The sequence below is a fragment of the Gordonia jinghuaiqii genome, from assembly GCF_014041935.1.
Classification (GTDB): domain Bacteria; phylum Actinomycetota; class Actinomycetes; order Mycobacteriales; family Mycobacteriaceae; genus Gordonia; species Gordonia jinghuaiqii.
Map to the genome: position 1 here is coordinate 2,961,880 of NZ_CP059491.1, position 24,873 is coordinate 2,986,752.

The following is a 24,873-nucleotide window of genomic DNA, read 5'->3' on the forward strand; positions in this document are numbered from 1 at the left end:
CGTTTTTGCTCACACTTCGAGGCCGATCACCGGGTCGGACACGAAGGCAATAGGCTGTCGGCATGAACAACGACGCATCGGCACCATCCGCGAAGGCCCAGATCGGCGTCACCGGTCTGGCAGTCATGGGTTCGAACATCGCACGCAACTTCGCCCGCAACGGGTACACGGTCGCGCTGCACAACCGCAGCATCGCCAAGACCGATGCGCTGCTCGAAAACCACGGCGGCGACGGGAACTTCATCCGCACCGAGACCGTGGCCGAGTTCGTCGCCGCTCTCGAGCGCCCGCGCCGGGTGCTGATCATGGTCAAGGCCGGCGATGCGACCGACGCCGTGATCGAGGAACTCGCCGACGCGATGGAGCCCGGCGACATCATCATCGACGGCGGCAATGCGCTCTACACCGACACCATTCGTCGTGAGGCCGCCATGTCGGCCCGCGGACTCAACTTCGTCGGCGCCGGCATCTCCGGCGGTGAGGAAGGCGCACTCAACGGTCCGTCGATCATGCCCGGTGGCCCCGTCGAGTCCTACGAGTCACTCGGTCCCATGCTCGAGTCGATCGCCGCACAGGTCGACGGCGAGCCCTGCTGCACCCACATCGGCCCGGACGGCAGCGGCCACTTCGTGAAGATGGTGCACAACGGCATCGAGTATGCCGACATGCAGCTCATCGGCGAGGCCTACGACCTCATGCGCAAGGCCCTCGACATGCCTGTCGCCGAGATCGCCGACGTCTTCCGTGCGTGGAACAGCACCGAACTCGAGAGCTACCTCGTCGAGATCACCGCCGATGTTCTCAGCCAGGTCGACGCCGAGACCGGCAAGCCGCTCGTCGACGTGATCGTCGACGCCGCGGGCCAGAAGGGCACCGGCCGCTGGACCGTGAAGTCCGCACTGGATCTGGGCATCCCGACCACCGGTATCGCCGAGGCGGTCTTCGCGCGTGCGCTGTCGAGTTCGACCGATCAGCGTCTCGCGGCCCGCGGACTGTCGTCGGGCACCCTCGGTTCCGCCCCGGCCGACCGGGAGACCTTCATCAACGACATCAAGACCGCGCTCTACGCCTCGAAGGTCGTCGCGTACGCCCAGGGCTTCGATCAGATCGCCGCGGGCAGCGCGGAGTACGGCTGGGATGTCGATCGCGGCGCCCTGGCCACCATCTGGCGCGGCGGCTGCATCATCCGCGCGCAGTTCCTCAACCGCATCCGCGAGGCCTACCACGAGGATCCGGCCCTGCCGAGCCTGTTGCTGGCCCCCTACTTCCGCGACGCGGTCGAGGTCGGCATCGACAGCTGGCGCCGCGTGGTGTCGACCGCGACACTCCTGGGTATCCCGGTGCCCGCGTTCGCGTCGTCGCTGTCCTACTACGACGGTCTTCGGGCCGAGCGTCTCCCGGCTGCCCTCACCCAGGGTCTGCGCGACTTCTTCGGCGCGCACACCTACCAGCGTGTCGACAAGGAGGGCACCTTCCACACGCTGTGGAGCGGTGACCGCTCCGAAGTGACCGAATAGGAGCCAGACAACCCCAGTGCGATTCATCGAGGGCCACCGGCCGACCCACGACCTCACCTACGACGATCTGTTCATCGTCCCGGCCAGGTCGGATGTCAGTTCGCGATTCGATGTCGACCTGTCGACATCGGACGGCACCGGCACGACCATCCCGCTCGTCGTGGCGAACATGACGGCGGTCGCCGGTAAACGCATGGCCGAGACGGTCGCCCGCCGCGGTGGGCTGGTGGTCCTCCCCCAGGACCTGCCCATCGAGGTCGTCGCCGCGTCGATCGCCTATGTGAAGTCCCGGCATCTGGTGGCCGACACCCCGGTGACGCTCACCCCGTCGGACTCGGTCACCGACGCGGTCGCCCTGATCCCGAAGCGGTCCCACGGCGCGGCGGTGGTCGTCTCCGACGGCCGTCCCGTCGGGATCGTCACCGACAAGCGCTGCCGTGACGTCGACCGGTTCGCCCGGGTCCGCGAGGTCCTCGACCCGGACATCGTCGTCCTGCCCATCGACACCCCGCCGCGGGAGGTGTTCGACGCGCTCGGCGACCTGCACCTCGGGCTGGCCGTGCTCGTCGACGCCGACGGCCGGCTCGCCGGGGTGCTCAACCGTGTCGGCGCTCTGCGGCATGCGATCTACCGGCCGAACGTCGACGACTCCGGCTCGCTGCGCATCGCCGCGGCCGTCGGCATCAACGGCGACGTGGCGGGCAAGGCCCGCGCGCTGGTCGCCGCCGGCGCCGACCTGCTGGTCATCGACACCGCACACGGCCACCAGGAGAAGATGATCGCCGCACTGTCATCGGTCGCCGAATCGGGACTCGGTGTACCCATCGCCGCGGGCAACGTGGTCTCGGCCGAGGGCACCCTGGACCTGATCGCCGCCGGGGCGACGATCGTGAAGGTCGGCGTCGGGCCGGGCGCGATGTGCACGACCCGCATGATGACCGGAGTCGGCCGACCGCAGTTCTCCGCGGTCGCCGAATGCGCGGCGGTCGCCGCCGGGCACGGTGCCGCGGTGTGGGCCGACGGCGGTGTGCGCCATCCCCGCGACGTCGCGCTCGCGTTGGCCGCCGGGGCGTCGAATGTGATGGTCGGGTCGTGGTTCGCGGGCACCCACGAGTCGCCCGGCGATCTCCTCGAAGACGCGCACGGCCCGTACAAGGTCAGTTTCGGGATGGCCTCCAAGCGTGCGGTCGCCGCCCGGTCCAGCGGTGACAGCACCTACGACCGCGCCCGCAAGAGCCTGTTCGAGGAGGGCATCTCGAGTTCGCGGATCCGCCTGGACCCCGAACGGCCCGGTGTCGAAGACCTCATCGACCACATCTGCGCGGGTGTTCGCAGCACCGCGACCTACACCGGGGCCCGAACTCTGCGGGAACTGCACGACAAGGTCGTGTTGGGTATCCAGTCCCCTGCCGGTTTCGCCGAAGGTCGCCCGCTGCCGGGCGGGTGGTGACGTGGAGATCCTGCTGCTGGTCGCCGGCCTCGTCGGTTTCGTCGCACTGACGCTGGGCACCGCGCTGTTCGTCGCGGCCGAGTTCTCGTTGACCGCGCTCGAGCGGTCCACCATCACCGCCGACGTCTCCCACCGGGGCGACCGGCGCGCCCGCATGGTGCAGCGCGCGCACTCCACCCTGTCGTTCCAGCTCTCGGGCGCCCAGCTCGGTATCACCATCACCACGCTGATCACCGGCTACATCGCCGAGCCGGTCCTGGCCCGCATCATCAAACCGCCGCTGGCCGCTGTGGGTGTCAGCGAATCGGTGGCCTCGGCGACCTCGCTGATCCTCGCGCTCGTGATCGCGACCTCGCTGTCGATGGTCCTGGGCGAGCTGATCCCCAAGAACCTCGCGATCGCGCGACCGCTGGCGGTGGCGCGTGCGACGGCCGGACCGATGACGGTGTTCTCCGCGGTGTTCCGCTGGGCGATCAACGGGCTCAACGGGTCCGCGAACTGGATCGTGCGCCGGTTCGGGATCGAACCCACCGACGAGCTCGCCTCGGCCCGCTCACCGCAGGAACTGGTGTCCCTGGTGCGCAACTCGGCCAGACGCGGCGCCCTCGACGAACAGACCGCGACGCTCGTGGACCGTTCGCTGCGATTCGGTGAACTGACCGCGGAGGACCTGATGACCCCGCGCGTCACCATCGACTGTCTCGACCGCGCCGACACCGTGCGCGATCTGGTGATGGCGTCGTCGCGGACAGGCCACTCCCGGTTCCCGGTCGTCACCGACGGCGACCTCGACGACCTCGTCGGCGTCGTGCACATCAAACAGGCGTTCACCGTCGCGCCGGAGAAGCAGGCCATCACCTCGGTCACGTCGATCGCGCGGCCGGTGCCCCGGGTACCGGCCAGCCTCGACGGTGATGCGCTGATGGAACGCATCCGCGCCGACGGCATGGAACTGTGTGTCGTGATCGACGAGTACGGCGGCACCGCGGGCATCGTCACCACCGAGGACCTCATCGAGGAGATCCTCGGCGACGTCACCGACGAACACGACGACGAACGCGCCGATGTCGCCGTGGACGGCAACGGCTACCTGTGCGCCGGGCTGCTGCGCATCGACGAGTTGTACGACGCGATCGGATATCACGCTCCCGACGGTCCGTACGACACGCTCGGTGGACTCGTGATGTATTGCCTGGGTCGCATCCCGGTCGTCGACGACACGGTCGACCTGCCTCGGCGGTCTCCCGTCAGCGACTCCGACGACGACACCCCGGAATCTCCGGACGATCTTCCCGAAATCACCTGGCGGGCGACGGTCGCGCAGATGGACGGTCGCCGCGTCGATGTGGTTTCGCTCCGCCCGGCACCCGACGGTGGACCACCCCCGCAGGTCGCGACATCGGACACCGGCGCGACCGAACCGGACGGGCCGCGCGCGTCCGGAGAGTCGGGAGCCGATCGTGGGTGATCTGTGGGCGGTCGTGCTGGCCGTCGTCCTCCTCGCCGGCAACGCGTTCTTCGTCGGCGCCGAGTTCTCCCTGATCTCCGCGCGCCGCGACCGGCTCGAGGCGTTGGCCCAGAGCGGGAAGAATCGCGCCCGCACCGTGATCCACGCCGGCGAGCACCTGTCGCTGATGCTGGCAGGCGCCCAGCTGGGCATCACGATCTGTTCGATCCTGCTCGGCCGGGTGGGCGAGCCCGCGGTCGCCCACCTCATCGAGGCGCCGCTGCATCTTCTGCACGTGCCCGACGCACTGCTGCACCCGATCGCCTTCGCGATCGCGTTGTCGCTGGTCGTCGTCTTGCACATCCTGATCGGCGAGATGGTGCCCAAGAACATCGCGCTGGCCGGGCCGGAATCGGCGGCGATGCTGCTCGTTCCGGTGCACCTGGTGTTCATCCGCCTGGTCCGCCCCCTGATCGCCTTCTACAACTGGACGGCGAACATCTCGCTGCGCCTGATGCGCGTGGAACCCAAGGACGAGCTCGAGTCCACGGTGTCCCTGGGCGAACTCGCGGAGATGCTCGGCGAGTCCAAGCAGGAAGGTCTGATCGACGCCGAGGAGCACGAGCGCCTGACACGTGCGCTGCACTCGATCGGCCGCACGGTCACCGAGGTGATGATCCCGCTGGATCAGATGCGCAGTGTCGGCGTGCAGGTGTCCGGGTCCGGCGGCATCGGGCCGACTCTCGGCGCGGTGGAGAAGGCCGTCACCGAGACCGGTTTCTCGCGGTTCCCGGTGCGCGGACCCGACGGCACGTTCACCGGTTATCTGCATCTCAAGGACGTGCTCGACGAGATCCTCGACGAGCACGTCGGATCGGACACGATCATCGGCATCGACAAGATCCGTCCGTTGCCGGTCATCGCGTCCACCACGCCGCTCGACGAGGCCACCGGCATCCTGCGCCGCAGCAGCTCGCACCTGGGCGCCGTCGTCGACGACAGCGGCCGCACCATCGGCATCGTCACGCTGGCGGACCTGGTGGAGGAGTTCGTCGGCAACGTCCGCGACGAGACGCACCGGGTGTGAGGGGCATGACCGTCGATCTCCGGACACCCGGTGCGGTGCTGTCCGGCCCGCAGTGGCGGGCGCGTAGCGAGTCCCATCGCCGCGAGGTCGACGACCTCATCGGCCCCTATCTCGCGGCCCGTCGTCGCGGCGCGAAACACCCGGTGATCGATTTCCTGTTCACCTACTACTCGTCGCGCCCCGCCCATGTGCTGCGCTGGCATCCCGGCTACGGGGTGCTGCTCGACGACGCCGAGGAGTTCCTGTCCCTGACCGGATACGAACGTCGCGACTCGGGGGTCACCGTCGGGCACAGCTGTCTCCGGCGCCGCGTCGACGCCCTGACCGCGGCCGTGGATCTTCTCGGGGCGACCGCTGCCCGGCCCGCGCGCCTGGGTTGTTTCGGCCTGCACGAATGGGCCATGGTCTACCGCGCGCAGGACACCCGCCACGACGTCCCGCTGCGGCTGGGCCGATCGGGCACCGATGCGGTGGTCGAACAGATGCCGTTGCGCTGCACCCACTTCGATGCGTTCCGGTTCTTCACCGACCCCGCGCGCCCGCGAAACGAGACCGTCCTGGACCGGGCCACGCAGATCGAGCACGAGCAGCCGGGCTGCCTGCACGCCACGATGGACCTCTACCGCTACTGCTTCACCCTCGCCCCGCTCATCCCGAGCGACCTGACCCTCGAGTGTTTCGCGCTGGCATTGCGTGCCCGCGACCTCGACATGCGGGCGAGCCCGTATGACCTGCGCGACCTCGGCTACCACCCGGTGCCGATCGAGACCCCCGCCGGCCGGGCCGAGTATGTCCGGGAACAGGCACGGATCGCCGACGACGGTGCGGTGCTGCGGGAGCGGCTGCGCGAGAACTGCACCGACCTGCTCCACGCCGCCCGCCACACGTGACGCCCACGCGCGTACGGGCGCCCGTTACCGACGAGTAGCATGGTTCCGTCGTCATTCGCTCGAGAGAGGCTGCCATGTCGGACCGGATCACCGTCAACGGGTTGCAGGTCGCTACCGTCCTGCACGACTTCATCAACAACGAGGCGTTGCCCGGGACCGGTGTAGACGCACAAGCGTTCTGGTCCGGCGCCGCGTCGGTGATCGCCGACCTCGCCCCGCGCAACCGTGAACTCCTCGCCGTCCGCGACGAGTTGCAGACCGAGATCGACGGCTGGCACCGCGATCACCGGGATGCCGACCTCACGCCCGGCACCGCCGACTTCGACGCCTACAAGTCGTTCCTCACCGAGATCGGCTACCTCACCGAGGTGCCCGCCGACTTCCAGATCAGCACCGGCAACGTCGACCGGGAGATCGCCGAGACCGCCGGCCCGCAGCTCGTGGTGCCGGTCCTCAACGCCCGCTTCGCCCTCAACGCGTCGAACGCCCGCTGGGGTTCGCTCTACGATGCCCTCTACGGCACCGACGCGATCCCCGAGACCGACGGCGCCGAGAAGGGCTCGTCGTACAACAAGGTCCGCGGTGACAAGGTCATCGCCTACGCCAAGGACTTCCTCGACAAGGCCGTGCCGCTCGAGCAGTGCAGCTACACCGACGTGCGGTCCTTCGCCGTCGTCGACAACGCGCTGCAGGTCACGCTCGACGGCGACAAGACCTCGGGCCTCGCCGACCCGTCGGCCTTCGTGGGCTACCGCGGCGACGCCGCGTCACCGACGTCGATCCTGCTGCGCAACAACGGACTCCACCTCGACATCGAGATCGATCCGTCCTCGCCGATCGGTTCCACCGATCCCGCGGGCATCAAGGATGTCGTCGTCGAGTCCGCGATCACCACGATCATGGACTTCGAGGACTCGGTCGCCGCGGTCGACGCCGAGGACAAGGTGACCGGCTACCGCAACTGGCTGGGCCTGAACAAGGGCGATCTCGCCGAAGAGGTCTCCAAGGGCGGCAAGACCTTCACCCGCGTGCTCAACGGCAACCGCGAGTACACCGCCCCCGACGGCACCACGTTCGACCTGCACGGTCGCTCGTTGCTCTTCGTCCGCAACGTCGGACACCTGATGACCAATGACGCGATCCTCGACGCCGACGGCAACGAGGTGCCCGAGGGCATCCTCGACGGCCTGGTCACGTCGCTGATCGGCATCCACGGCATGTCCGGTGACGGACTGCAGAACTCGCGGACCGGATCGGTCTACATCGTCAAGCCCAAGATGCACGGCCCCGACGAGGTTGCCTTCACCGTCGAACTGTTCGGTCGTGTCGAGAAGGTCCTCGGCCTGCCCGAGAACACCCTCAAGGTCGGCATCATGGACGAGGAACGCCGCACCACGGTGAACCTCAAGGCCTGCATCAAGGCAGCCGAGCAGCGCGTGGTGTTCATCAACACCGGCTTCCTCGACCGCACCGGCGACGAGATCCACACCTCGATGGAGGCGGGTCCGATGGTGCGCAAGGCCGAGATGAAGCAGCAGACCTGGATCGGCGCGTACGAGAACTTCAACGTCGACACCGGACTGCACGCGGGCCTGCAGCACAAGGCACAGATCGGCAAGGGCATGTGGGCCATGCCCGACCTGATGGCCGACATGCTGGAGCAGAAGATCGGTCACCCCAAGTCCGGGGCGACCACCGCATGGGTGCCCTCGCCGACTGCGGCGACACTGCACGCGCTGCACTACCACCTCGTCGACGTCTTCGAACGCCAGGATGAGATCGCCAAGCGCGATCCAGCCACGGTCGACGACATCCTGACCGTTCCCCTTGCCCCGAAGACCGACTGGTCCGACGAGGAGAAGCAGCAGGAGCTCGACAACAACTGCCAGTCGATCCTGGGTTATGTGGTCCGCTGGATCGACAGCGGGGTGGGCTGTTCCAAGGTGCCCGACATCCACGACGTGGCTCTGATGGAAGACCGTGCGACCCTGCGGATCTCGAGCCAGCTGCTGGCCAACTGGCTGCGTCACGGCATCGTCTCCGAGGCCGACGTCGTCGCCTCACTGGAGCGAATGGCGCCGGTCGTCGACCGCCAGAACTCCGGCGATCCGACCTATCGCCCGCTGGCCCCCGACTTCGACTCCAACATCGCCTTCCAGGCGGCCAAGGAATTGATCCTCGAGGGCACGACGCAGCCGAGCGGCTACACCGAGCCGATCCTGCACCGGCGCCGTCGCGAGTACAAGGCTGCCAACCCGGCCGGCTGAGTCGCCGGGCAGTACGACTGCACGAGTCGATACGACCGTGCCGATCCGCCGAGGATCGGCACGGCGTATCGTCGTACCCTGCGGTGCACCGGACAGAGGTCGGACCAAGAATAGTCGCATCGGTCAGGGAGGGCATCGGCGTTGGCACATCATCGGAGTAGCGGCGGGGAGAGCATCCGCAGTCGCGGGGTCAGCCGAGGTGTCGTCTTCGCACTCCTGTCGATCCTGCTGATAGCAGCGATCGTGGTCACCTGGCAGCATCTCGGCGACCGTATCGACCGCCAGGCCGACGAGGCCGCCGCCCAGTGTGTGGAGGGACCGGCGTCGGTGCCGATCATCGCCGATCCCGACATCACTCCCGGACTGGCCGCCATCGCCGAGAATTTCGCCGAATCCGACCCGGTGGTCCGCGACCACTGCGTGACCATTGAAGTCCGTCCGGGCGATGCCAAGATCACCCTCGACGGCCTGTCCGGCGTCTGGGACGCCGAGTCGATGGGCGCATACCCGGCCGCATGGGTACCGCAGTCGTCGGTCTGGTCGGCCGATCTGTCGGCGGCCAAACCCGATGCGGTGGAGGGCAACACCCGTTCGCTGGTCTCCACCCCGGTCGTTCTCGCCGTCTCACCCGAGCTGAACAGCGCGCTGCGCAACCGTCTCGACTGGTCACAGATCCCGATGCTGCAACAACGCGATGCCTCGCTCACCGACTTCGGCTTGCCGGGATGGGGATCGTTGCGCATGGCCATGCCGATCGGCGCCCAATCCGATGCCAGCGCGCTGGCCGCACAAGCAGTGGCGACGCGTGTGACCCGCACGACGGGTCCACTCAGCACCGCCGACGCGGAGTCGCCGCGGGTCGCGTCGAGTGTGCGGGCCATGCTCGAGGGCGCACCGCTCTCCCCCGACGGCACCCCGCGGGGCGCGGCGAAGACGATCGCCGACGCGCCGGACCCCGCGAAGGCTCCCATCCACGCCGTCCCGATCACCGAGCAACAGCTCTTCCAGATGACCCGCGGCGATGCGCGTGCGCGTCTCGCCGAGGTCGTCCCGGATGGTCCCACCCCGATCGCCGACTACCCGATCATCCGCCTGTCGGGCACCGAGGTCAGCGACGTGGCAGGCGACGCCGTCGCCGAGTTCATCCAGTACGCCTCGCAGCCCGAGCAGTTGCGCCTGCTGACCGAACTGGGATTCCGCGGTGACGCCGCGCTGCCGCAGGGGACGCCCACGGTGTCCTTCCCGCGCACACCCAACCCGATGCCCACTCCGGAGAACGGCGCGATCGTGGCGATCAACCGCCTGGTGTACGGCCCCGGCAGTGTGCCGGCGAGTTCGGCTGCCGCACCCGTCCCGTCGGGGACGGCAGGCGGCTGACCAGCCTGCCGTCCCCGATCACGGTCTCAGTTGCTGTAGGCCTCGATCGGCGGGCAGCTGCACACCAGGTTGCGGTCGCCGAAGACGCCGTCGATGCGACGCACCGCGGGCCACACTTTCGCGCGTCCGCCCGCGGAGGGCAGGCCCTGCGGGTAGACCGCGAGTTCCCGTGAGTACGGATGATCCCAGTCGACCACGAGCGATTCCGCTGTGTGCGGAGCTCCGCGCAACGGGTTGTCGTCGGCGGGCCACTCGCCGCGGCCCACCAGCTCGATCTCCTCGCGGATGGCGATCATCGCGTCGCAGAACGCGTCGATCTCGTCGAGATTCTCGCTCTCCGTCGGCTCGACCATGAGTGTGCCGGCGACCGGGAAGCTCATCGTCGGTGCGTGAAAACCGTAGTCGGCCAACCGCTTTGCCACATCGTCGACGGTGACTCCGGTGGCCTTGGTGAGCGCGCGCAGGTCGAGGATGCACTCGTGTGCGACGAAGCCGTCCTCGCCGGTGTAGAGCACCGGGTAGTACTCGCCGAGACGCTTGGCGACGTAGTTTGCGGCGGTGATGGCCGTCAGCGTCGCCCGGCGCAGACCGGCCGCCCCCATCATGGCGATGTAGGCGTAGGTGATCGGCAGGATTGTCGCCGAGCCGTAGGGCGCTGCGGCGATGGTGGCCGTCCCGGGCAGCTCGTCGGCGAGCGGATGGCCGGGCAGGAACGGTGCGAGATGCTCGCGCACCGCGACCGGGCCCACCCCCGGACCACCGCCGCCGTGGGGGATGCAGAAGGTCTTGTGCAGGTTCAGGTGGCTGACGTCCCCACCGAAGTGGCCCGGTCGCGCCACCCCCACCAGCGCGTTTAGGTTGGCGCCGTCGACGTAGACCTGACCGCCGGCGTCGTGGACCGCGCCGCAGATCTCGCGGACGTCGTGTTCGAACACGCCGTGGGTGGAGGGGTAGGTGATCATGATCGCGGCCACCCTGCCCTCGTTGGCGGCGATCTTCGCACGCAGGTCGTCGAGGTCGACGTCACCGTTGTCGCGACAGGTCACCACGACGACCCGCATGCCCGCCATGACCGCCGACGCCGCGTTGGTGCCGTGGGCGCTCGACGGGATGAGGCAGACGTCGCGGTCGAGGTCGCCGCGGCTGCGGTGGTAGCCGCGGATGGCCAGCAGTCCCGCGAACTCACCCTGCGAACCCGCGTTGGGCTGGAGACTGACCCGGTCGTAGCCGGTGACCGCGACGAGCCACTCCTCCAGCGTGGAGATCAGTTCCCGGATGCCCCGGGTGTCATCGGCGGGAGCAAACGGGTGCAGCTGCGCGAACCCGGGCCAGGTGATCGGTTCCATCTCGGTGGTCGCGTTGAGCTTCATCGTGCACGAGCCGAGCGGGATCATGCTGCGGTCCAGCGCGATGTCCTTGTCCGACAACGTCCGCAGGTAGCGCAGCATCGCCGTCTCGGTGCGGTAGCGGTTGAACGCCGGATGGGTCAGGAACTCGCTGGTACGGTTCTCGATCGGCTGTGCGAACTCACCCGGCCGCACACCGGCGACATCGAACGCGCGCAACACGGCATCGATGTCGGCGTCGGTGGTGGTCTCGTCGCACGCGATGGACACGGTGTCGGCGTCGACGCGACGCAGGTAGACGCCGTTACGGCGGGCCCGGGTGACGACCGCGTCGGCCTGGCCGGGGATGCCGACCGTGACGGTGTCGAAGAAGCTCGCATGCGCGATGGCGAAACCATCTGCGGCGAGTGAGTTCGCCAGGCGCGTCGCGGCGTCGTGTGTGCGCCGTGCGATCGCGCGCAAGCCGTCGGCGCCGTGGTACGAGGCGTACATCGCTGCCATCACCGCGAGCAGGACCTGTGCGGTGCAGATGTTGCTCGTCGCCTTCTCGCGCCGGATGTGCTGCTCACGTGTCTGCAGCGCGAGTCGGTAGGCGAGATTGCCGTCGGCGTCCTTGGAGATGCCGACGAGCCGGCCCGGCAACTGCCGGGCGTGCTTGGTCCCGACCGCGAGGTATCCGGCGTGCGGTCCGCCGAAGCCCATCGGCACACCGAAACGCTGCGTCGTGCCGAAGCAGACGTCGGCGCCCTGCTCCCCCGGGGGGGTGATGAGTGTCAGCGCGAGCAGATCCCCGCCGACGGCGACGAGCGCACCGCGGTCGTGTGCGGTCTCGATGATCGGGGCGGCGTCGATGATGCGGCCCGAGGCACCCGGCACCTGCAGGATGACCCCGAAGAAGTCTCCCTCCGGCAACCCGTTGTCGGGTAGGTCCGGATGCAGCGCCGCCTCGACGACCTCGATGCCGAGGGGCTCGGCGCGGGTGTCGATGACGGCGCGGGTCTGCGGGAAGAGGTCGGCATCGACGACGACGCGCGGCGACTTCGACTTGCCCGCGCGGCGCATGAGTGTCATCGCCTCGGCCGCAGCAGTGGCCTCGTCGAGCATCGACGCACCGGCCACCTCCATGCCGGTCAGGTCGGCGACCATGGTCTGGAAGTTCAGCAGCGCCTCGAGACGGCCCTGGCTGATCTCCGGCTGATATGGCGTGTAGGCGGTGTACCAAGCCGGGTTCTCGAGCACGTTGCGCAGGATGACCCCCGGGGTGTGGGTTCCGTAGTAACCGAGTCCGATCATCGAGCGTGCGACGATGTTGCGGGCCGCGAGCTTGCCGAGCCGGTCGAGCACCTCGTGTTCGGCGAGCGGCTCGGGGAGCGCGCCGAGGACGTCGGAGTCGAGTTCGTCGGCGATCACCGCCGGGATGACGCGGTGGGCCAGATCTTCGAGCGAGGACACCCCGATCGCGGCGAGCATGCGCTGGGTCTCGTCGGCGTCTGGTCCGACGTGGCGGTCGACGAAGGCGTCCGGGGTGGTCGCATCATGGCTGGGCACGGTTGGGGTCAACCTCTCGCAGGCGCCGGTGGACACACCGGCAGGCTGGCCCTCCCCCTCTGTCATGTCCTCGGCCGCGGCCGAGTGACGCCTGAGAGATTCGGTGTCCCGCAACGCTGCGGAACGACCTTTCACCGTGGGCGGACGACGGATCGTCACTTTCCAGAGACGTCGTCACCACCACGGTCCTGGGTGCCTGAGAGTTTGACGGAGAGGTATTGCTCCTTCGGCGGCCACCAGCAACCCGACCAGTGGCGCTCTCCCGCAGCGTAGCGACGCGCGCCCGAGTCTACGCGGAACCCCGACTCAGGACTAACCGGTGTACGCGGAGTGCAGAACCGACCGGCGCGCCGAGCGGGGAACTAGCCGGTGCGACGGGTGCGGTTCTTGCGCCGCGCGGCGAGCTCGTCCTCCGGAGCGGTCTCGCTGACGCCGCCGTCGGCGCGCTCACCGGGGAAGTCGGCGATGGTGCCGGTCAGTTCACGCATGGCGCCGCTGACGGCGATGCCGAACACGCCCTGTCCGCCCTGGAGGAGGTCGACGACCTCTTCGGCAGACGTGCATTCGTAGACCGTGGTGCCATCGGAGAAGAGGGTGATCTTGGCGAGGTCCTCGACACCGCGCTTGCGCAGGTGGTCGACGGCGACACGGATGTTCTGCAAGGAGATACCGGTGTCGAGCAGCCTCTTGACGATCTTGAGGACCAGGATGTCCTTGAAGGAGTACAGCCGCTGACTGCCGGAGCCTGCCGCACCGCGGATCGACGGGACGACGAGCGAGGTGCGCGCCCAGTAGTCGAGCTGACGGTAGGTGATCCCGGCGATCTGGCATGCGCTCGGTACGCGATAGCCGACCAGCTCGTCCGGGACGGTGTCGTCGGGGAACAGCCCTGGCGCGATGTCACCGAGACTGCCCTGGGTGGGGACGGCACCCGGCTGATCGACCGCAGGACGATCGACCACCGGACGATCAGGTGACGGGTCGCTCGACGTCACTTCGCTGTCGACCGGACGATCGCCCACTTCTGACTCCCTCGCAAAGCTCGGATCGGACGCCGCACCGCGTGCCTGACGTCCTCGTCCACAGTACGCGGTCAAGGCCGTCTCGGTTCGCCCGATCAACTTCATCGGCCCATGTGTGGTGCGCGATGTCGAGGTTGACGCTATGCGGCTGCTGTCGGTCGATCAACGCGACTCGCCATAGAGCTCAACCTCAAGTTGAGATTGAGACAAACGGTGACCTGCCGGAGTCCATTCCGTGATCAAAGCAAGCCGGCAGAGCCGAGGATCAAGCACGCCGGCAGAGCCGAGGATCAAGCCGGAAGGGTCAGGCGCCGCTGGCTTTGAAGTCGTCCGGGGACACGTTGTCGAGGAACTCCTTGAACTTCTCGACCTCGTCCTCTTTGACCTCGTCGCCCGGAGCTTCGGGGGCCTCCTCGGAGGTCTCGTCGGGGATCAGCAGACCCGCCTCGGCGAGGACCTCTTCGTCGGCGATGATCGGCACCTCCGCGCGCATGGCCACGGCGATCGAATCCGACGGACGAGCAGACACACGCAGGTCGCCGGAGAAGACCATCTCGGCGTAGAAGGTGCCCTCTTGCATGTCGACGATCCGCACCTCGAGCAATGTCTGCCCGAAGTCCTTGATCAGGTTGACGATCAGATCGTGCGTCAACGGACGTGGGGGCTCGATGCCCTTCTGGCGCAACGCAATCGACGCGGCTTCACTCTGCCCGATCCAGATCGGCAGATAGCGCTCGCCGTCGACCTCGCGCAGCAGCAGCACCGGCTGACTCTGCGGGGGCTCGACCCTGATGCCCACCACACGCATCTCGCTCATCTCGCACCTCCCAGACGCCTCGTACGGCTGTCGATTCAATGACTCCGACGCTACACCGCCTACCCGGGAGACGGCGGTCGACTCGCGGCGGTCACAAGCGATCGTTGCAGTTCAGTCCGGTGTGCCGCACCGGAATCGATCCCGCGTCCCTCCATCCGGACGAGCCGGATGCCGATCAGTCCAGGGCGCCGCGCACAGCCGCCTTGACCAGCTGCGTGTGCAGGGTCACCGACAGCGCGGCGATCTCCCGGACGAGTTCCTCGGCGCGATCACGCGCCCCGGTCCCCTTGCCCTTGGCGATCGGATTGGCGATCTGGGCGACCAGACCGGCCTCCCGTTCCGCCGATACCTTGAACGCGCGCAGATGCCGCGTCTCGAGGCCGTAGCTGGCGAGGGCGGCGGCCGCTTCGACGAGGCGCACGGCGTCCTCGTCGAAGTATCCGGCCGGCCCGGTCGTGAGCAGTCCGTTGCGCTGCAACTCACTCACGAAGGCCGAGTCGACGCCGGTCCGCTCGATCAGCGATTCGCGGGACACGCGCCCGGCGCGGGCCCCGAAGTCGGTGGCCGGCGCGACGGTCCCGCGAGCTGCGGACAACACCCGCGTCCCACCGGGACCGAAGCCGCCGTTCCCGTTGTCGATCGCATCGAGTTGTTCTTTGATCACCTTCAGCGGGAGATATCGATCCCGCTGGGCGGTCAGCACGAAGCGCAACCGTTCACAGTCGGCTTCGCTGAACCGCCGGTAGCCCGACGGCGCCCGCTCCGGGGTCACCAGACCCTCCGACTCCAAGAATCGGATCTTCGAGATCGTGATGTCCGGGAAGTCATCACGCAACTGGGCGAGGACCGTGCCGATGGACATCGATCCTCCGCCGCGCGGGGCCGTGGACGCCGTCACGACTGTCAGGCGTCTGCTTCGTCGCGGGGGCCGCTGAGGAAGACCAGACGGAACTTTCCGATCTGGACCTCGTCGCCATTGCTCAGCGATGCGGTGTCCACCGGCTCCCGGTTGACGTAGGTGCCGTTCAGGCTGCCCACGTCGACGACCTGAAACTCGTTGTCGCCGAGGCGGAATTCGGCGTGGCGACGGCTGACCGTCACATCGTCGAGGAAGATGTCGCTGTCGGGATGCCGGCCCGCGGAGGTCGTCGGCTGGTCGAGGAGGAACCGCGATCCGGCGTTGGGTCCTCGCTTCACGACAAGCAGGGCGGTCCCGGGGGCGAGTCGCTCGACCCCCGTGTCGGCCGACTCACTCGAGGTACCAGCTCCGGCATCGAGCTCATTGATGAACTCTTCCCGGAACACCGAGGTGGTCTCCACCGGCGCCTCGAAGTCCTTGTCGTTCTCGCTCACCACTTCTCCTTCGTCCTCGTCAGTGCGCACCGCACGTCTTGGGCCAACCGCATGTCCATCAAACGCGTCCTCGGAACCGATCGCATGCTCGGCGATGGTTCCCGTCGGCTCTCGCCACGATGGCCGGTCGAATCTACATGACATGTGCGGCCGGGTAGATCTCGGCGCGTGATCGCGAACTTCGGTGTCACGTCACGCCTCATTCCCACTGCCGTAACCGTACCGGTCTTGCCGATCGCACCGGCGAGCGAGTCGACTCCGGCACCGACGATCATATCGTCACCGGACCCATCCGCCGGGCCGATCGAGCCACCGGCCGTTCCCGGCCGGGAAGTCCTCACCCCTCGATGACCGCGCGATAGCTCGCGGCGTCGAGCACCTCGCCGAGATGCTCGTCGAGAGTCGACTCGTCCGCCGCCTCGATCTCCACGAGCCAGCCTTCGCCGTAGGGATCGGAGTTGACCAGGTCGGGAGATGCCTCGAGGGCATCGTTGACGGCCGAGACGGTGCCCTCGAGAGGCCCGAAGATGTCCGACACGCTCTTGGTCGACTCGACCTCGGCGAAGGACTCACCGATGGTCACCGCGGCCCCGTCGTCGGGCAGCTGCACGAACACCACGTCACCGAGCGCGTCCTGGGCGTAGTCGGTGATGCCGACGCGAACCTTCGTCGGTCCGAGCCGCTCGATCCACTCGTGCTCCGCGGTGTATCGCAAGGTGTCCGGCACTTTGCTGTCACTCACTGGTGAACCCCTTTCGTCCTCGGATCAGACTCTACTGTCTGCCGAGGTGCCTGCCCGGCGGCGCGGCGGCATCCGCTGCACCACCAGGATCGTCTGATACCAGTACAGGACGAAGGACCACAGATAAAGTCCGACGCCCCAGATCATGAACGCCCACCCGACCGGGTAGGCGATGGTCCCCACCACCGAATCGAGTTGTCCGGCAAGGAGCCACGGGAACGCGCTCATCAACGCGAATGTCCCGGCCTTGCCGATGTAGAGCACCGGCAGGGCCAGTACCCCGCGCGAGCGCAGCAGCGGCGCCGAGGCGAACAGCAGCACATCGCGAGCGATGATCACCCCGATGAGCCACCACGGCAGGAACTCGCGGATCCCGAAGGCCACCGGGATGATCACGATGTAGAGCCGGTCGGCCGCCGGATCGAGCAGTGCACCGATGCGCGACGACTGATCGAGCAGACGCGCCAGTTTGCCGTCGGCCCAGTCTGAGACGCCGGAGAAGACCAGCACCGCGAATGCCCACCCGTCCGCCTTCTCGACGAGCAGAAGCCACACGAACACCGGGATGAGCGCCAGCCGCAGGACGCTCAGCGCGTTCGGAACCGTCACGATCCGGTCCGGAGCCGGCGAGTCCGCCGCCTCCGGCTCGGTCACCGGAAGATCCCGATGATGCCCTGCAGGGTCTTGGCACCGCCGGAGGCGAACAGGTTGTCGTGGACCATGTAGGTCCACGTCGTGGTGGAACGGTGGAGATCGGCCGTGCCGAGATCCACGCCGTCGGCGGTGATCGTGGCTTCCCGGAACGTCTCTCGCGCCTTCTCCAGGGCGGTGCCGGGAAGGTCGGCGAACTCGGCCAGGATCATCCGGTGGAACTCGTCGAGCGGGCTCTCCTTGCCCAGCGACCTCAGGTGGATGCTGGCGCGGACGTCGGAGACGAATGCGAGATGATCCGCCCAGGCCCGGTCGAGATGGAACAGCACGATCTCGCGTGCCGCCTGCGCAAGGACGTCCCGGGGCACCGGTGTCCCGGCCTTCGAACCGGAGTCGGTGCCGGCTGCGCCCTCGGCCCCAGCCGACTCGGACGCCTTGACATCGGACGCCTTGGCATCGGACGCCTCGGCGTCGGCGTCGATCTCCGCCGCCTTCTCCCCGATCAACTCCGCGTAGCGGGCGGGTTCGAGTTCGGCGAGTTCGTCGAGCGCGGTGTCGGTGGTCAGGATCAGCATGCGCCGGGCGACGATGATGTCGCGCTGCTGGTTGACCAGCTTGTTGTAACGCCAGGTGTTCGCGTGCAGCTCGAGCATGACGCCCTCGGCGATGCGCTGGGCCTGCTCGATGAGATCGATGCCTTTGCTCCCCATCGAGCCGTCTTCGTTGGGCGACACCGGGTCACGTTTGAACGCCAGGTTCTTGGTGACGACCGGATCTTCGAGGCTGGAGAAGAACACCGACGTGCCGGGGTCGCCCTGACGGCCGGCGCGACCGCGGAGCTGACTGTCGAGGCGTTCGGTGTCGTGGCGACCGGTACCGACGACGCACAGGCCGCCGAGCTCGATGACGGCCTCACGCGCAGCGGCGTCGTTCTCGGAGCCGCCGAGCCGGATGTCGGTGCCGCGACCGGCCATCTGCGTCGAGACCGTCACCGCGTCGCGGGCGCCGGCCTCGGCGATGATCTTCGCCTCCTCGGCGTCGTTCTTGGCGTTGAGGACCACCGATTTCACGCCCGCCTTGTCGAGGAAGTACGCGAGCTCCTCGGATTCGGCGACGTCGTGGGTGCCGATGAGCACCGGCTGTCCCGTCTCGTGGATCTCCTTGACGTAGGCGACGATCGCCTCGACCTTGTTGGCCTTGGTGTCGTAGACACGGTCGGGCAGGTCGGTGCGGATGTTCTCGGTGTTGGGCGGGATCTGGGACACCCGCAGCTCGTAGAACTGCCGGAACTGTTCACCCGCGGCGAGCGCGGTGCCCGTCATGCCGCACACGCGCGGGTAGCGGCCGATGAGCGCCTGCACGGTGATGGTGTCGATGACCTCGCCGGAGTCGGTCTGGGTGAGCCCCTCCTTCAGCTCGACGGCCGCCTGGACGCCGTCGGGCCAGCGCTGGAGCTGTGCCACACGCCCGCGGGACGCGTTGATCAGATGGACGCCGCCGTCGCGCACGATGTAGTGGATGTCGCGTTCGAGCAGGTAGTGCGCGTGCATGGCGATGCTCACGTGGACCAGCGTGGTACCGACGTGCTCTTCGCTGTAGAGATCGATGCCACCGAGTTCTTCTTCGACGAAGGCCGCGCCCTCGTCGGTGAGGGTGACGTTGCGTCCCTCGGCGTCGATCTCGTAGTGCTTTTTCTTCATCCGCGACACGACGTCGTGGATGGCCTGGTCGGGCACCTCGGTCTCGGTCGAACCGGCGAGCACCAGCGGGACGAGCGCCTCGTCGACGAGCACCGAATCCGCCTCGTCGATGATCGCGACGTCGGGTGTGGGTGCGACGAGGTCGGCCTCGGAGAGCGCGAGTTGGTCGCGCAGGACGTCGAAGCCGATCTCGTTGACCGACCCGTAGGTGACGTCGCCGGCGTAGGCGCGGCGGCGTTCGTCACGGGTCGAGTTCTCCGACACCGCGTGGACGGCGATGCCGAACACGTCGAAGAGCGGCTTCATCCATTCGGCGTCACGCGTGGCGAGGTAGTCGTTCACCGAGATGACGTGGACCTGGTGACCTTGCAGCACGTGCCCGATCGCCGCGATCGCACCGGCGAGCGTCTTGCCCTCGCCGGTGGCCATCTCGACGATGTCACCCTCGAGGAGTCGCAGTGCGCCTTGGAGTTGGACGTCGAACGGCCGCAGTCCGATCGAGCGGTCGGCGGCCTCGCGGACCAGCGCCAGGAACCTGGCGCGGTCGGCCGGCTTCTCCGCGATGTCGAGTTTCTCGGCCTCGGCGACAAAGTCGTCGTCGGCGAGATCAGCGGCCCAGTCCGTGTGGGCTTCGGCGTTTTTGATGACGCTCAACGACTTCGACTGGTTGCGAGTCGACTGGGCCCCCAGAAGGCGCCACATGCTGTTGCTCAGCTTTCCCACCGAAACACTTCTCCTGATCGTTGCCCGGCCAAGTACCGTCCTGCCGATCCGCGAAACTCTCGTCGGGGCCGTCAGGTCAGCAACAACGGTACGCGGCCGCTGGTCGGGAATCGTCGGCGACATTATGATCAGTCCACTCTCTCCCCCTCGCCACTCCCTCCAGCGCTAGGACGGTCGATGACTCCGACGCCCAGGAGTACCTTCCGGTGGCGCCTCATCCGTGCCGTGATCTCCGGCGTGCTGGTCGCCACAGGCATCGGGCTGGGAGCCTTCAACGCGTGGTGGGTCGCTTTGTTCTTCGGCGTCCCGCTCGTGGTCGCCGGGATCGCGGTGAGCCCGCGACCCTCCCGCGTATCGGAGTTGCCGGAGTTCCGTCGAGGGGCCACCGCAGACGCCCCGCGGGTCGACGTCGAGGCGCTCACCCGCAGCAGCATCGACGCCGGGGACCTCCAGCCGTCGATGGTCACCGCCACCATCTCGCCGCCGGACGACACCCCCTACCGGGCACGATAGCTGGGCGATCTCGGCTCCGTCCCTGTCGTCCTTCGATCTCGGCGGCGGCGAGAACGCCGACGGTGCCGTCGACGCGGAGGAGGCCGCCGCAACACTGGCCGAACGGCACAGGCAGATGATGGCCGAGATCGCCGACACCCTCGGCCCGCAGGCCACGGGCAACGTGTTGAGCCTGAGCTATCGGATCGACTCCGGTTCGGACCAGGCGATCGTCCTCGATCCCGCGACCGGTCGCGCGACGAGCATCAACCATCTGGGACGGCGGGTCGAACTCCTCGTCGTGGCGTCGGGCGGCCTGTTCCCAGAGCCGTTGTGCCGCCTCATCCGATCCGGCGTCGACGATACGCGGCGCCGAGGACCGTTGGAGGTCGACGCGGTGGTCGTCGTCGGGTGTCGTGGCATCCATCGCCACGGCGCCGGATCGGGCCGGACTCTTCTGCGTCGACTTCTTCTGCGTCACAACCGGTTCGGGTGCCTGGCTGCGCAAGCGGGCGAGCACCTCGGCGACCGCCGGATCGCCGTCGACGATCGCGACGCGCCAGAAGTCGGTGTCGGCATCGGTGTCGGAGCTGTCATCGGAGTTGTCATCGGAACGCGAACCGGTGCGCGGCTCGACGCGGCGAAAATGTCAGTTTCAGGTACTTCTGTCCGGCCACCGTCAGATGCCGCTCGCTTCCGCCGGCCATGTCCGAGGTCGTGTCCGACGGTCCGCCCACCGTGACCTTCACGAGCGACTCCAGTGGATAGGAGATGAGAGTGGTGTCCTCGTTGCCGAAATAGACGGTGTCGTCGTCGACGGTCAGCAACACCGCACCCCGTTCACCGAGCCGGCCGTAGGCCGCGCTCCCCAGCGACACCACGACCAGGGCGAAGACCACCGCAGACGTGACGAGGCCGTCGACCCCTGCGACGTTGAGTCCCACGAGCGCACCCAACCCGCCGACCATGGCCAGCCACGCGATCGTCGCCGAGTGATGATGCCGACCGGTCAGATACTCCGTCCGGCACGCCACCGGGACCATGTACCGCCCGCACACGCCATATCCGTATCCTGTCTGGTCGGCTACCGTGGTGACCGTGAGCCTCGGCGTACCCCGTCACGCGGCGCCGGAAAGCCATCCGACCCGCGAACGTCCCCCAGCCCGCAAGCACCGCGTCAGCTTGCGCATCGGGCCACTGATCAGCGCGATTGTGATCGCGTTCGGCGTCTGGGCAATCGGCATCAGCTCTACGGGTATCGGCTCTGAGGGCATCGGCACGGCGGGGGCCGCGCCGGCCGCTCCCGACTTCGTCGGGAAGACCTACTCCTCGACCACCGTGACGGGTACGCAGATACCCGGCGGCGGCCCGCTGGAAGTGAGCTTTCCCGCGGCCAATCGCATCGCACTGTCCGCCGGGTGCAATCGCCACGTCGGCGAGATGCGCGTCGAGGGTTCGGCCCTGCGGCTGAGCTCGCTCGCCTCGACCATGATGGCCTGCCCGGGACCGCAGGGTGACGCCGACGGCTGGATCACCCGATTCACACAAGAACCGTTGACCTGGTACTCGGTCGGCCAGGCGCTGGTCCTGGTGGGGTCAGGCAGCCAGGTCCTGCTGACCGAGAACTACTCATGAGCCGGCGCCCGCCCGCGCAGCAAGGGGATGGAGCGGGCCGACCTCCTCGCCGCCAACTCCGACATCTTCGCCGCCCAGGGCGCGGTCATCAATGAGGTTGCGGCGCAGGACATCCGGGTGATCGTGGTCGGGAACCCCGCGAACACCAACGCCGCGGTCGCCGCAGCGAACGCCCCTGAGGCGCCTCCCGAGCGGTTCACCGCCCGACCCCGCTGGATCACAACCGCGCCATCGCGCAGCTCGCGGCACATCGGCGCGCAGGTGGGTGAGATCAGCCGGGTGACCATCTGGGGCAATCACTCCGCGACGCAGTACCCCGACATCTTCCACGCGCGAGTGGGCCACCGCCGCGGCGCCGACATCGCGGCCGATCGGGACTGGCTCGTCGACGACTTCATCCCGACCGTCGCCAGACGCGGCACCGCGATCATCGAGAGGCGCGGATCGTCGTCGGCGGCGTCAGCGGCCAACGCGACCATCGACCACGTGCACGATCGGGTACTCGGCACCCCGCCGGACGACTGGACGTCGGCGGCCCTGCCGTCCCCCGGCGTCTACGGGGTACGCAGGGACTCGTCTGTTCGTTCCCGGTCCGCTCGATCGACGTGCAGTGGCAGATCGTCGACGGGCTCGAGATCAACGATTTCTCACGAGCACGCATCGATGCGTCGGTCGCCGAGCTGCAATCCGAGCGCGAGGCAGTTCGCAGCACGTAACCTCTGCCCATGGCAAAGAAGGACAAGCCGAAGCCGGCCAAGATCGCCAACAACGTGTACGAGGCCGAGCTCTTCCGGCTCCAGACCGAGCTCGTCAAACTCCAGGAATGGGTGCGCGAGACCGGTACCCGCGTCGTCGTCGTCTTCGAGGGACGTGACGCGGCGGGTAAGGGCGGCACCATCAAACGCATCACGGAGTATCTGAGTCCCCGCATCGCGCGTGTGGCAGCGCTACCGGCGCCCAACGACCGTGAACGCGGCCAGTGGTACTACCAGCGCTACGTCGCGCATCTGCCGGCACCCGGTGAGATCGTCCTGTTCGACCGGTCCTGGTACAACCGCGCCGGCGTCGAGAAGGTGATGGGTTTCTGCACGCCCGAGGAACACTCCCGGTTCCTGCGTCAGACGCCGATCTTCGAGCAGATGCTCATCGACGACGGCATCCTGTTGCGCAAGTACTGGTTCTCGGTATCCGACGAAGAGCAGCTCAAACGGTTCCGGTCACGCATGAAAGACCCTGTGCGGCAATGGAAGCTGAGCCCGATGGATCTCGAGTCGGTGTACCGGTGGGAGGACTACTCGCGCGCCAAGGACGAGATGATGGTTCACACCGACACCGCCCTGAGCCCGTGGTACGTCGTCGAATCCGACATCAAGAAGCACGCGCGACTCAACATGATCTCGCACCTGCTGGACAGCATCGACTACGACGAGGTGCCCCGGCCGCGCGTGACGCTGCCGAAGCATCCGATCGAGACCGGCAACTATCACCGGCCGCCGCGCTCGCTGTCGAAATACGTACCCGACCACGTGGCGACGCTGATCCGCACCGACAACTGATGTGGATCGGGTTCTGCGAGTTCGACTATCTCCTCGGCGACGTGCACTCACTGAAACAGAAACGGTCCGTGATCCGGCCGATCATCACCGATCTGCGTCGGCGGTATTCGGTGTCGGCGGCGGAGGTGGGACACCTCGAGGTGCACAGGCGCACACTGATCGGTGCAAGCGTGGTGGCCGCCGACCGTGACCATGTCGTCGAGGTGCTCGATGCGGTCGAACGGTCAGCGGCGAATCACCCGGACGTCGAGTTGTTGTCGGCCCGATGCCGGCTGGTCAGCTCGGGCGATTTCTGACGACCCTCACACGACGCCTGCCGCAACCGCCGCCTCACGGTAGGCCGTGGCGAGGGAGTCGACCGTCTCGTGGGCGTTGAGTCCGCTGGGGTTCGGGACCACCCACAACTGCGCGCCGTCCCACGTCTCGTCCTGCCGTCCCGTCACGGCGTCGCGGCGTCCGAACGCGCTGCGGTAGGCGGTTATCCCCGCGACCGCGACGACCCTGGGGCCGATCGCACGCACCCGCTCACGCAGCCGGACGCCACCGTCACGGAGCTCCTGTGCGGTGAGCTCCGCGGCGGTGGCAGTCGCTCGCGCCACGACATTGGTGATGCCGACGCCGCGTTCGAGCAGTGCTTTCCGGTCGGCGTCGGACATTCCGGTCGATGCGTCGATCACATGGTCGACGATCCCGGCGCGGGCGAGAGCGGGATAGAAGCGGTTACCGGGCCGGGCGAAATGGGCGCCCGTCGCCGCGGTCCACAGGCCGGGGTTGATGCCCACGAACAGCAGGCGGCAATCGTCGCCGACGAGGTCGGCAACGGTGCGGTCCCGGTAGCCGAGAAGTTCGTCCCGCGTGAAACCCACTAGTCGGCGGATTCCGCGTGCGTGCCGGAGACACAGAACTGGTTCCCGTCGGGGTCGGCGAGGGTCACCCAGGCGAATCCGGGCATCTCGCGATCGGCGATCTTGGTCGCCCCGGCGGTCACCAGACGTTCCACCTCTGCTGCGAGATTCTCGGTGGTGAGATCGAGATGGACGCGGTTCTTTCCGGGTGTGGGGTCTTCGACCTGCTGAAACGCGATCAGCGGCGAGCCGGGCGCGACGGCGACGACCACGAAGAACCCGTCGTTCTCCTGCACGATCTCACCGTCGAGCTGCTCGGCCCACCACTTGGCCAGGGGCATGGGATCGAGCGTGTCCACCGTGATCATTCCGATTGCGAGAGTCATTCGCCCAAACTACCGGCATGTC

General features: G+C 67.8%; 23 protein-coding genes, 1 pseudogene and 1 riboswitch. Of the genes and pseudogenes, 12 read left to right on the forward strand and 12 right to left on the reverse strand.

Annotated features, from left to right (window positions below; translation table 11 throughout):
- Nucleotides 1-62 precede the first annotated feature (62 nt).
- From gndA to H1R19_RS13280, 7 genes are all read left to right on the forward strand, one after another.
- Entirely contained in the window at nt 63-1,517 is a 1,455-nt protein-coding gene (gene gndA, locus H1R19_RS13250; protein WP_219849277.1) for an NADP-dependent phosphogluconate dehydrogenase, read from the forward strand.
- 16 nt (nt 1,518-1,533) lie between these two features.
- Complete coding sequence (guaB1, locus tag H1R19_RS13255) at nt 1,534-2,967, forward strand: GMP reductase (protein ID WP_188330415.1); 1,434 nt, start codon at nt 1,534-1,536, stop codon at nt 2,965-2,967.
- 1 nt (nt 2,968) lies between these two features.
- Nucleotides 2,969-4,435: a hemolysin family protein gene (locus H1R19_RS13260; RefSeq protein WP_219849278.1), complete on the forward strand. Its 1,467-nt coding sequence runs from the start codon at nt 2,969-2,971 to the stop codon at nt 4,433-4,435.
- Nucleotides 4,428-5,501, forward strand: coding sequence for a hemolysin family protein (locus tag H1R19_RS13265; protein ID WP_188330417.1), 1,074 nt, complete (start codon nt 4,428-4,430; stop codon nt 5,499-5,501). Before H1R19_RS13260 ends, H1R19_RS13265 begins: the two co-directional genes overlap by 8 nt.
- A gap of 5 nt (nt 5,502-5,506) precedes the next feature.
- The gene (locus tag H1R19_RS13270) at nt 5,507-6,391 is read left to right on the forward strand and encodes a 3-methyladenine DNA glycosylase (RefSeq protein WP_219849279.1); all 885 of its coding nucleotides are present in this window, start codon (nt 5,507-5,509) and stop codon (nt 6,389-6,391) included.
- A 74-nt stretch (nt 6,392-6,465) separates the two neighbouring features.
- Nucleotides 6,466-8,658 (forward strand): malate synthase G, encoded by a 2,193-nt coding sequence (locus tag H1R19_RS13275; protein ID WP_219849280.1) that lies wholly within the window; start codon nt 6,466-6,468, stop codon nt 8,656-8,658.
- 141 nt (nt 8,659-8,799) lie between these two features.
- Nucleotides 8,800-10,035: a substrate-binding domain-containing protein gene (locus H1R19_RS13280; protein WP_219849281.1), complete on the forward strand. Its 1,236-nt coding sequence runs from the start codon at nt 8,800-8,802 to the stop codon at nt 10,033-10,035.
- Nucleotides 10,036-10,061: 26 nt separating this feature from the next.
- On the opposite strand, the gene gcvP is transcribed toward H1R19_RS13280, so the two are convergent.
- The 8 genes from gcvP to secA2 form a co-directional block, all read right to left on the reverse strand.
- The gene (gene gcvP / locus H1R19_RS13285; protein WP_372631299.1) at nt 10,062-12,995 is read right to left on the reverse strand and encodes an aminomethyl-transferring glycine dehydrogenase; all 2,934 of its coding nucleotides are present in this window, start codon (nt 12,993-12,995) and stop codon (nt 10,062-10,064) included.
- A gap of 107 nt (nt 12,996-13,102) precedes the next feature.
- Nucleotides 13,103-13,204, reverse strand: a riboswitch (glycine riboswitch).
- An 87-nt stretch (nt 13,205-13,291) separates the two neighbouring features.
- Entirely contained in the window at nt 13,292-13,951 is a 660-nt protein-coding gene (locus H1R19_RS13290) for a MerR family transcriptional regulator (RefSeq protein WP_188330422.1), read from the reverse strand.
- Between the two features lie 304 nt (nt 13,952-14,255).
- On the reverse strand, nt 14,256-14,768 hold the full coding sequence (locus H1R19_RS13295) for a bifunctional nuclease family protein (RefSeq protein ID WP_188330423.1): 513 nt from the start codon (nt 14,766-14,768) through the stop codon (nt 14,256-14,258).
- A 175-nt stretch (nt 14,769-14,943) separates the two neighbouring features.
- Nucleotides 14,944-15,630, reverse strand: a complete 687-nt coding sequence (ftsR, locus tag H1R19_RS13300) for a transcriptional regulator FtsR (protein WP_188330424.1) — start codon at nt 15,628-15,630, stop codon at nt 14,944-14,946.
- A 41-nt stretch (nt 15,631-15,671) separates the two neighbouring features.
- Nucleotides 15,672-16,124 carry a glycogen accumulation regulator GarA gene (garA, locus tag H1R19_RS13305; RefSeq protein ID WP_188330509.1) on the reverse strand — a complete coding sequence of 151 codons (453 nt, stop codon included), beginning with the start codon at nt 16,122-16,124 and terminating at the stop codon, nt 15,672-15,674.
- 334 nt (nt 16,125-16,458) lie between these two features.
- Nucleotides 16,459-16,863 (reverse strand): glycine cleavage system protein GcvH, encoded by a 405-nt coding sequence (gcvH, locus tag H1R19_RS13310; RefSeq protein WP_188330425.1) that lies wholly within the window; start codon nt 16,861-16,863, stop codon nt 16,459-16,461.
- A 24-nt stretch (nt 16,864-16,887) separates the two neighbouring features.
- Nucleotides 16,888-17,517 (reverse strand): CDP-alcohol phosphatidyltransferase family protein, encoded by a 630-nt coding sequence (locus H1R19_RS13315; protein ID WP_188330426.1) that lies wholly within the window; start codon nt 17,515-17,517, stop codon nt 16,888-16,890.
- Nucleotides 17,514-19,937 (reverse strand): accessory Sec system translocase SecA2, encoded by a 2,424-nt coding sequence (gene secA2, locus H1R19_RS13320; protein WP_219849283.1) that lies wholly within the window; start codon nt 19,935-19,937, stop codon nt 17,514-17,516. The genes H1R19_RS13315 and secA2 overlap by 4 nt, the downstream gene beginning before the upstream one ends.
- Nucleotides 19,938-20,114: 177 nt before the next feature.
- On the opposite strand from secA2, the gene H1R19_RS23420 reads away from it, so the two are divergent.
- A complete protein-coding gene (locus H1R19_RS23420; RefSeq protein ID WP_219849284.1) occupies nt 20,115-20,450 on the forward strand; it encodes a hypothetical protein in 336 nt (111 codons plus the stop codon).
- On the opposite strand, the gene H1R19_RS23425 is transcribed toward H1R19_RS23420, so the two are convergent.
- Entirely contained in the window at nt 20,401-20,937 is a 537-nt protein-coding gene (locus tag H1R19_RS23425; protein ID WP_219849285.1) for a hypothetical protein, read from the reverse strand. The two genes, H1R19_RS23420 and H1R19_RS23425, sit on opposite strands and share 50 nt — an antisense overlap.
- A gap of 97 nt (nt 20,938-21,034) precedes the next feature.
- Nucleotides 21,035-21,463, reverse strand: a complete 429-nt coding sequence (locus H1R19_RS23430; protein ID WP_219849286.1) for a hypothetical protein — start codon at nt 21,461-21,463, stop codon at nt 21,035-21,037.
- 64 nt (nt 21,464-21,527) lie between these two features.
- Between H1R19_RS23430 and H1R19_RS13340 the strand changes: the two genes are divergently transcribed.
- From H1R19_RS13340 to H1R19_RS13355, 4 genes and pseudogenes are all read left to right on the forward strand, one after another.
- Nucleotides 21,528-22,064: an META domain-containing protein gene (locus tag H1R19_RS13340; protein ID WP_244970699.1), complete on the forward strand. Its 537-nt coding sequence runs from the start codon at nt 21,528-21,530 to the stop codon at nt 22,062-22,064.
- Between the two features lie 3 nt (nt 22,065-22,067).
- Nucleotides 22,068-22,780: pseudogene (locus H1R19_RS13345) on the forward strand (malate dehydrogenase); the annotation flags it as partial.
- Between the two features lie 9 nt (nt 22,781-22,789).
- Nucleotides 22,790-23,620, forward strand: coding sequence for a polyphosphate kinase 2 (gene ppk2, locus H1R19_RS13350; RefSeq protein ID WP_188330429.1), 831 nt, complete (start codon nt 22,790-22,792; stop codon nt 23,618-23,620).
- The gene (locus H1R19_RS13355; protein WP_188330430.1) at nt 23,620-23,916 is read left to right on the forward strand and encodes a DUF503 domain-containing protein; all 297 of its coding nucleotides are present in this window, start codon (nt 23,620-23,622) and stop codon (nt 23,914-23,916) included. The genes ppk2 and H1R19_RS13355 overlap by 1 nt, the downstream gene beginning before the upstream one ends.
- A gap of 6 nt (nt 23,917-23,922) precedes the next feature.
- Here H1R19_RS13355 and H1R19_RS13360 read toward each other — a convergent pair whose 3' ends face one another.
- Nucleotides 23,923-24,486, reverse strand: a complete 564-nt coding sequence (locus tag H1R19_RS13360; RefSeq protein ID WP_219849288.1) for a mismatch-specific DNA-glycosylase — start codon at nt 24,484-24,486, stop codon at nt 23,923-23,925.
- Entirely contained in the window at nt 24,486-24,851 is a 366-nt protein-coding gene (locus tag H1R19_RS13365; protein WP_188330432.1) for a VOC family protein, read from the reverse strand. The genes H1R19_RS13360 and H1R19_RS13365 overlap by 1 nt, the downstream gene beginning before the upstream one ends.
- Between the last annotated feature and the right edge of the window lie 22 nt (nt 24,852-24,873).

Excerpts from the sequence above, each read along its gene's own strand:
- gndA (WP_219849277.1), top strand. The coding sequence starts at position 63 with ATGAACAACGACGCATCGGCACCATCCGCGAAGGCCCAGATCGGCGTC.
- H1R19_RS13270 (WP_219849279.1), top strand. The coding sequence starts at position 5,507 with ATGACCGTCGATCTCCGGACACCCGGTGCGGTGCTGTCCGGCCCGCAG.
- H1R19_RS13275 (WP_219849280.1), top strand. The coding sequence starts at position 6,466 with ATGTCGGACCGGATCACCGTCAACGGGTTGCAGGTCGCTACCGTCCTG.
- gcvP (WP_372631299.1), bottom strand. The coding sequence starts at position 12,995 with ATGACAGAGGGGGAGGGCCAGCCTGCCGGTGTGTCCACCGGCGCCTGC.
- H1R19_RS13295 (WP_188330423.1), bottom strand. The coding sequence starts at position 14,768 with ATGAGCGAGATGCGTGTGGTGGGCATCAGGGTCGAGCCCCCGCAGAGT.
- ftsR (WP_188330424.1), bottom strand. The coding sequence starts at position 15,630 with ATGTCCATCGGCACGGTCCTCGCCCAGTTGCGTGATGACTTCCCGGAC.
- H1R19_RS23420 (WP_219849284.1), top strand. The coding sequence starts at position 20,115 with ATGACTCCGACGCCCAGGAGTACCTTCCGGTGGCGCCTCATCCGTGCC.
- ppk2 (WP_188330429.1), top strand. The coding sequence starts at position 22,790 with ATGGCAAAGAAGGACAAGCCGAAGCCGGCCAAGATCGCCAACAACGTG.
- H1R19_RS13355 (WP_188330430.1), top strand. The coding sequence starts at position 23,620 with ATGTGGATCGGGTTCTGCGAGTTCGACTATCTCCTCGGCGACGTGCAC.
- H1R19_RS13365 (WP_188330432.1), bottom strand. The coding sequence starts at position 24,851 with ATGACTCTCGCAATCGGAATGATCACGGTGGACACGCTCGATCCCATG.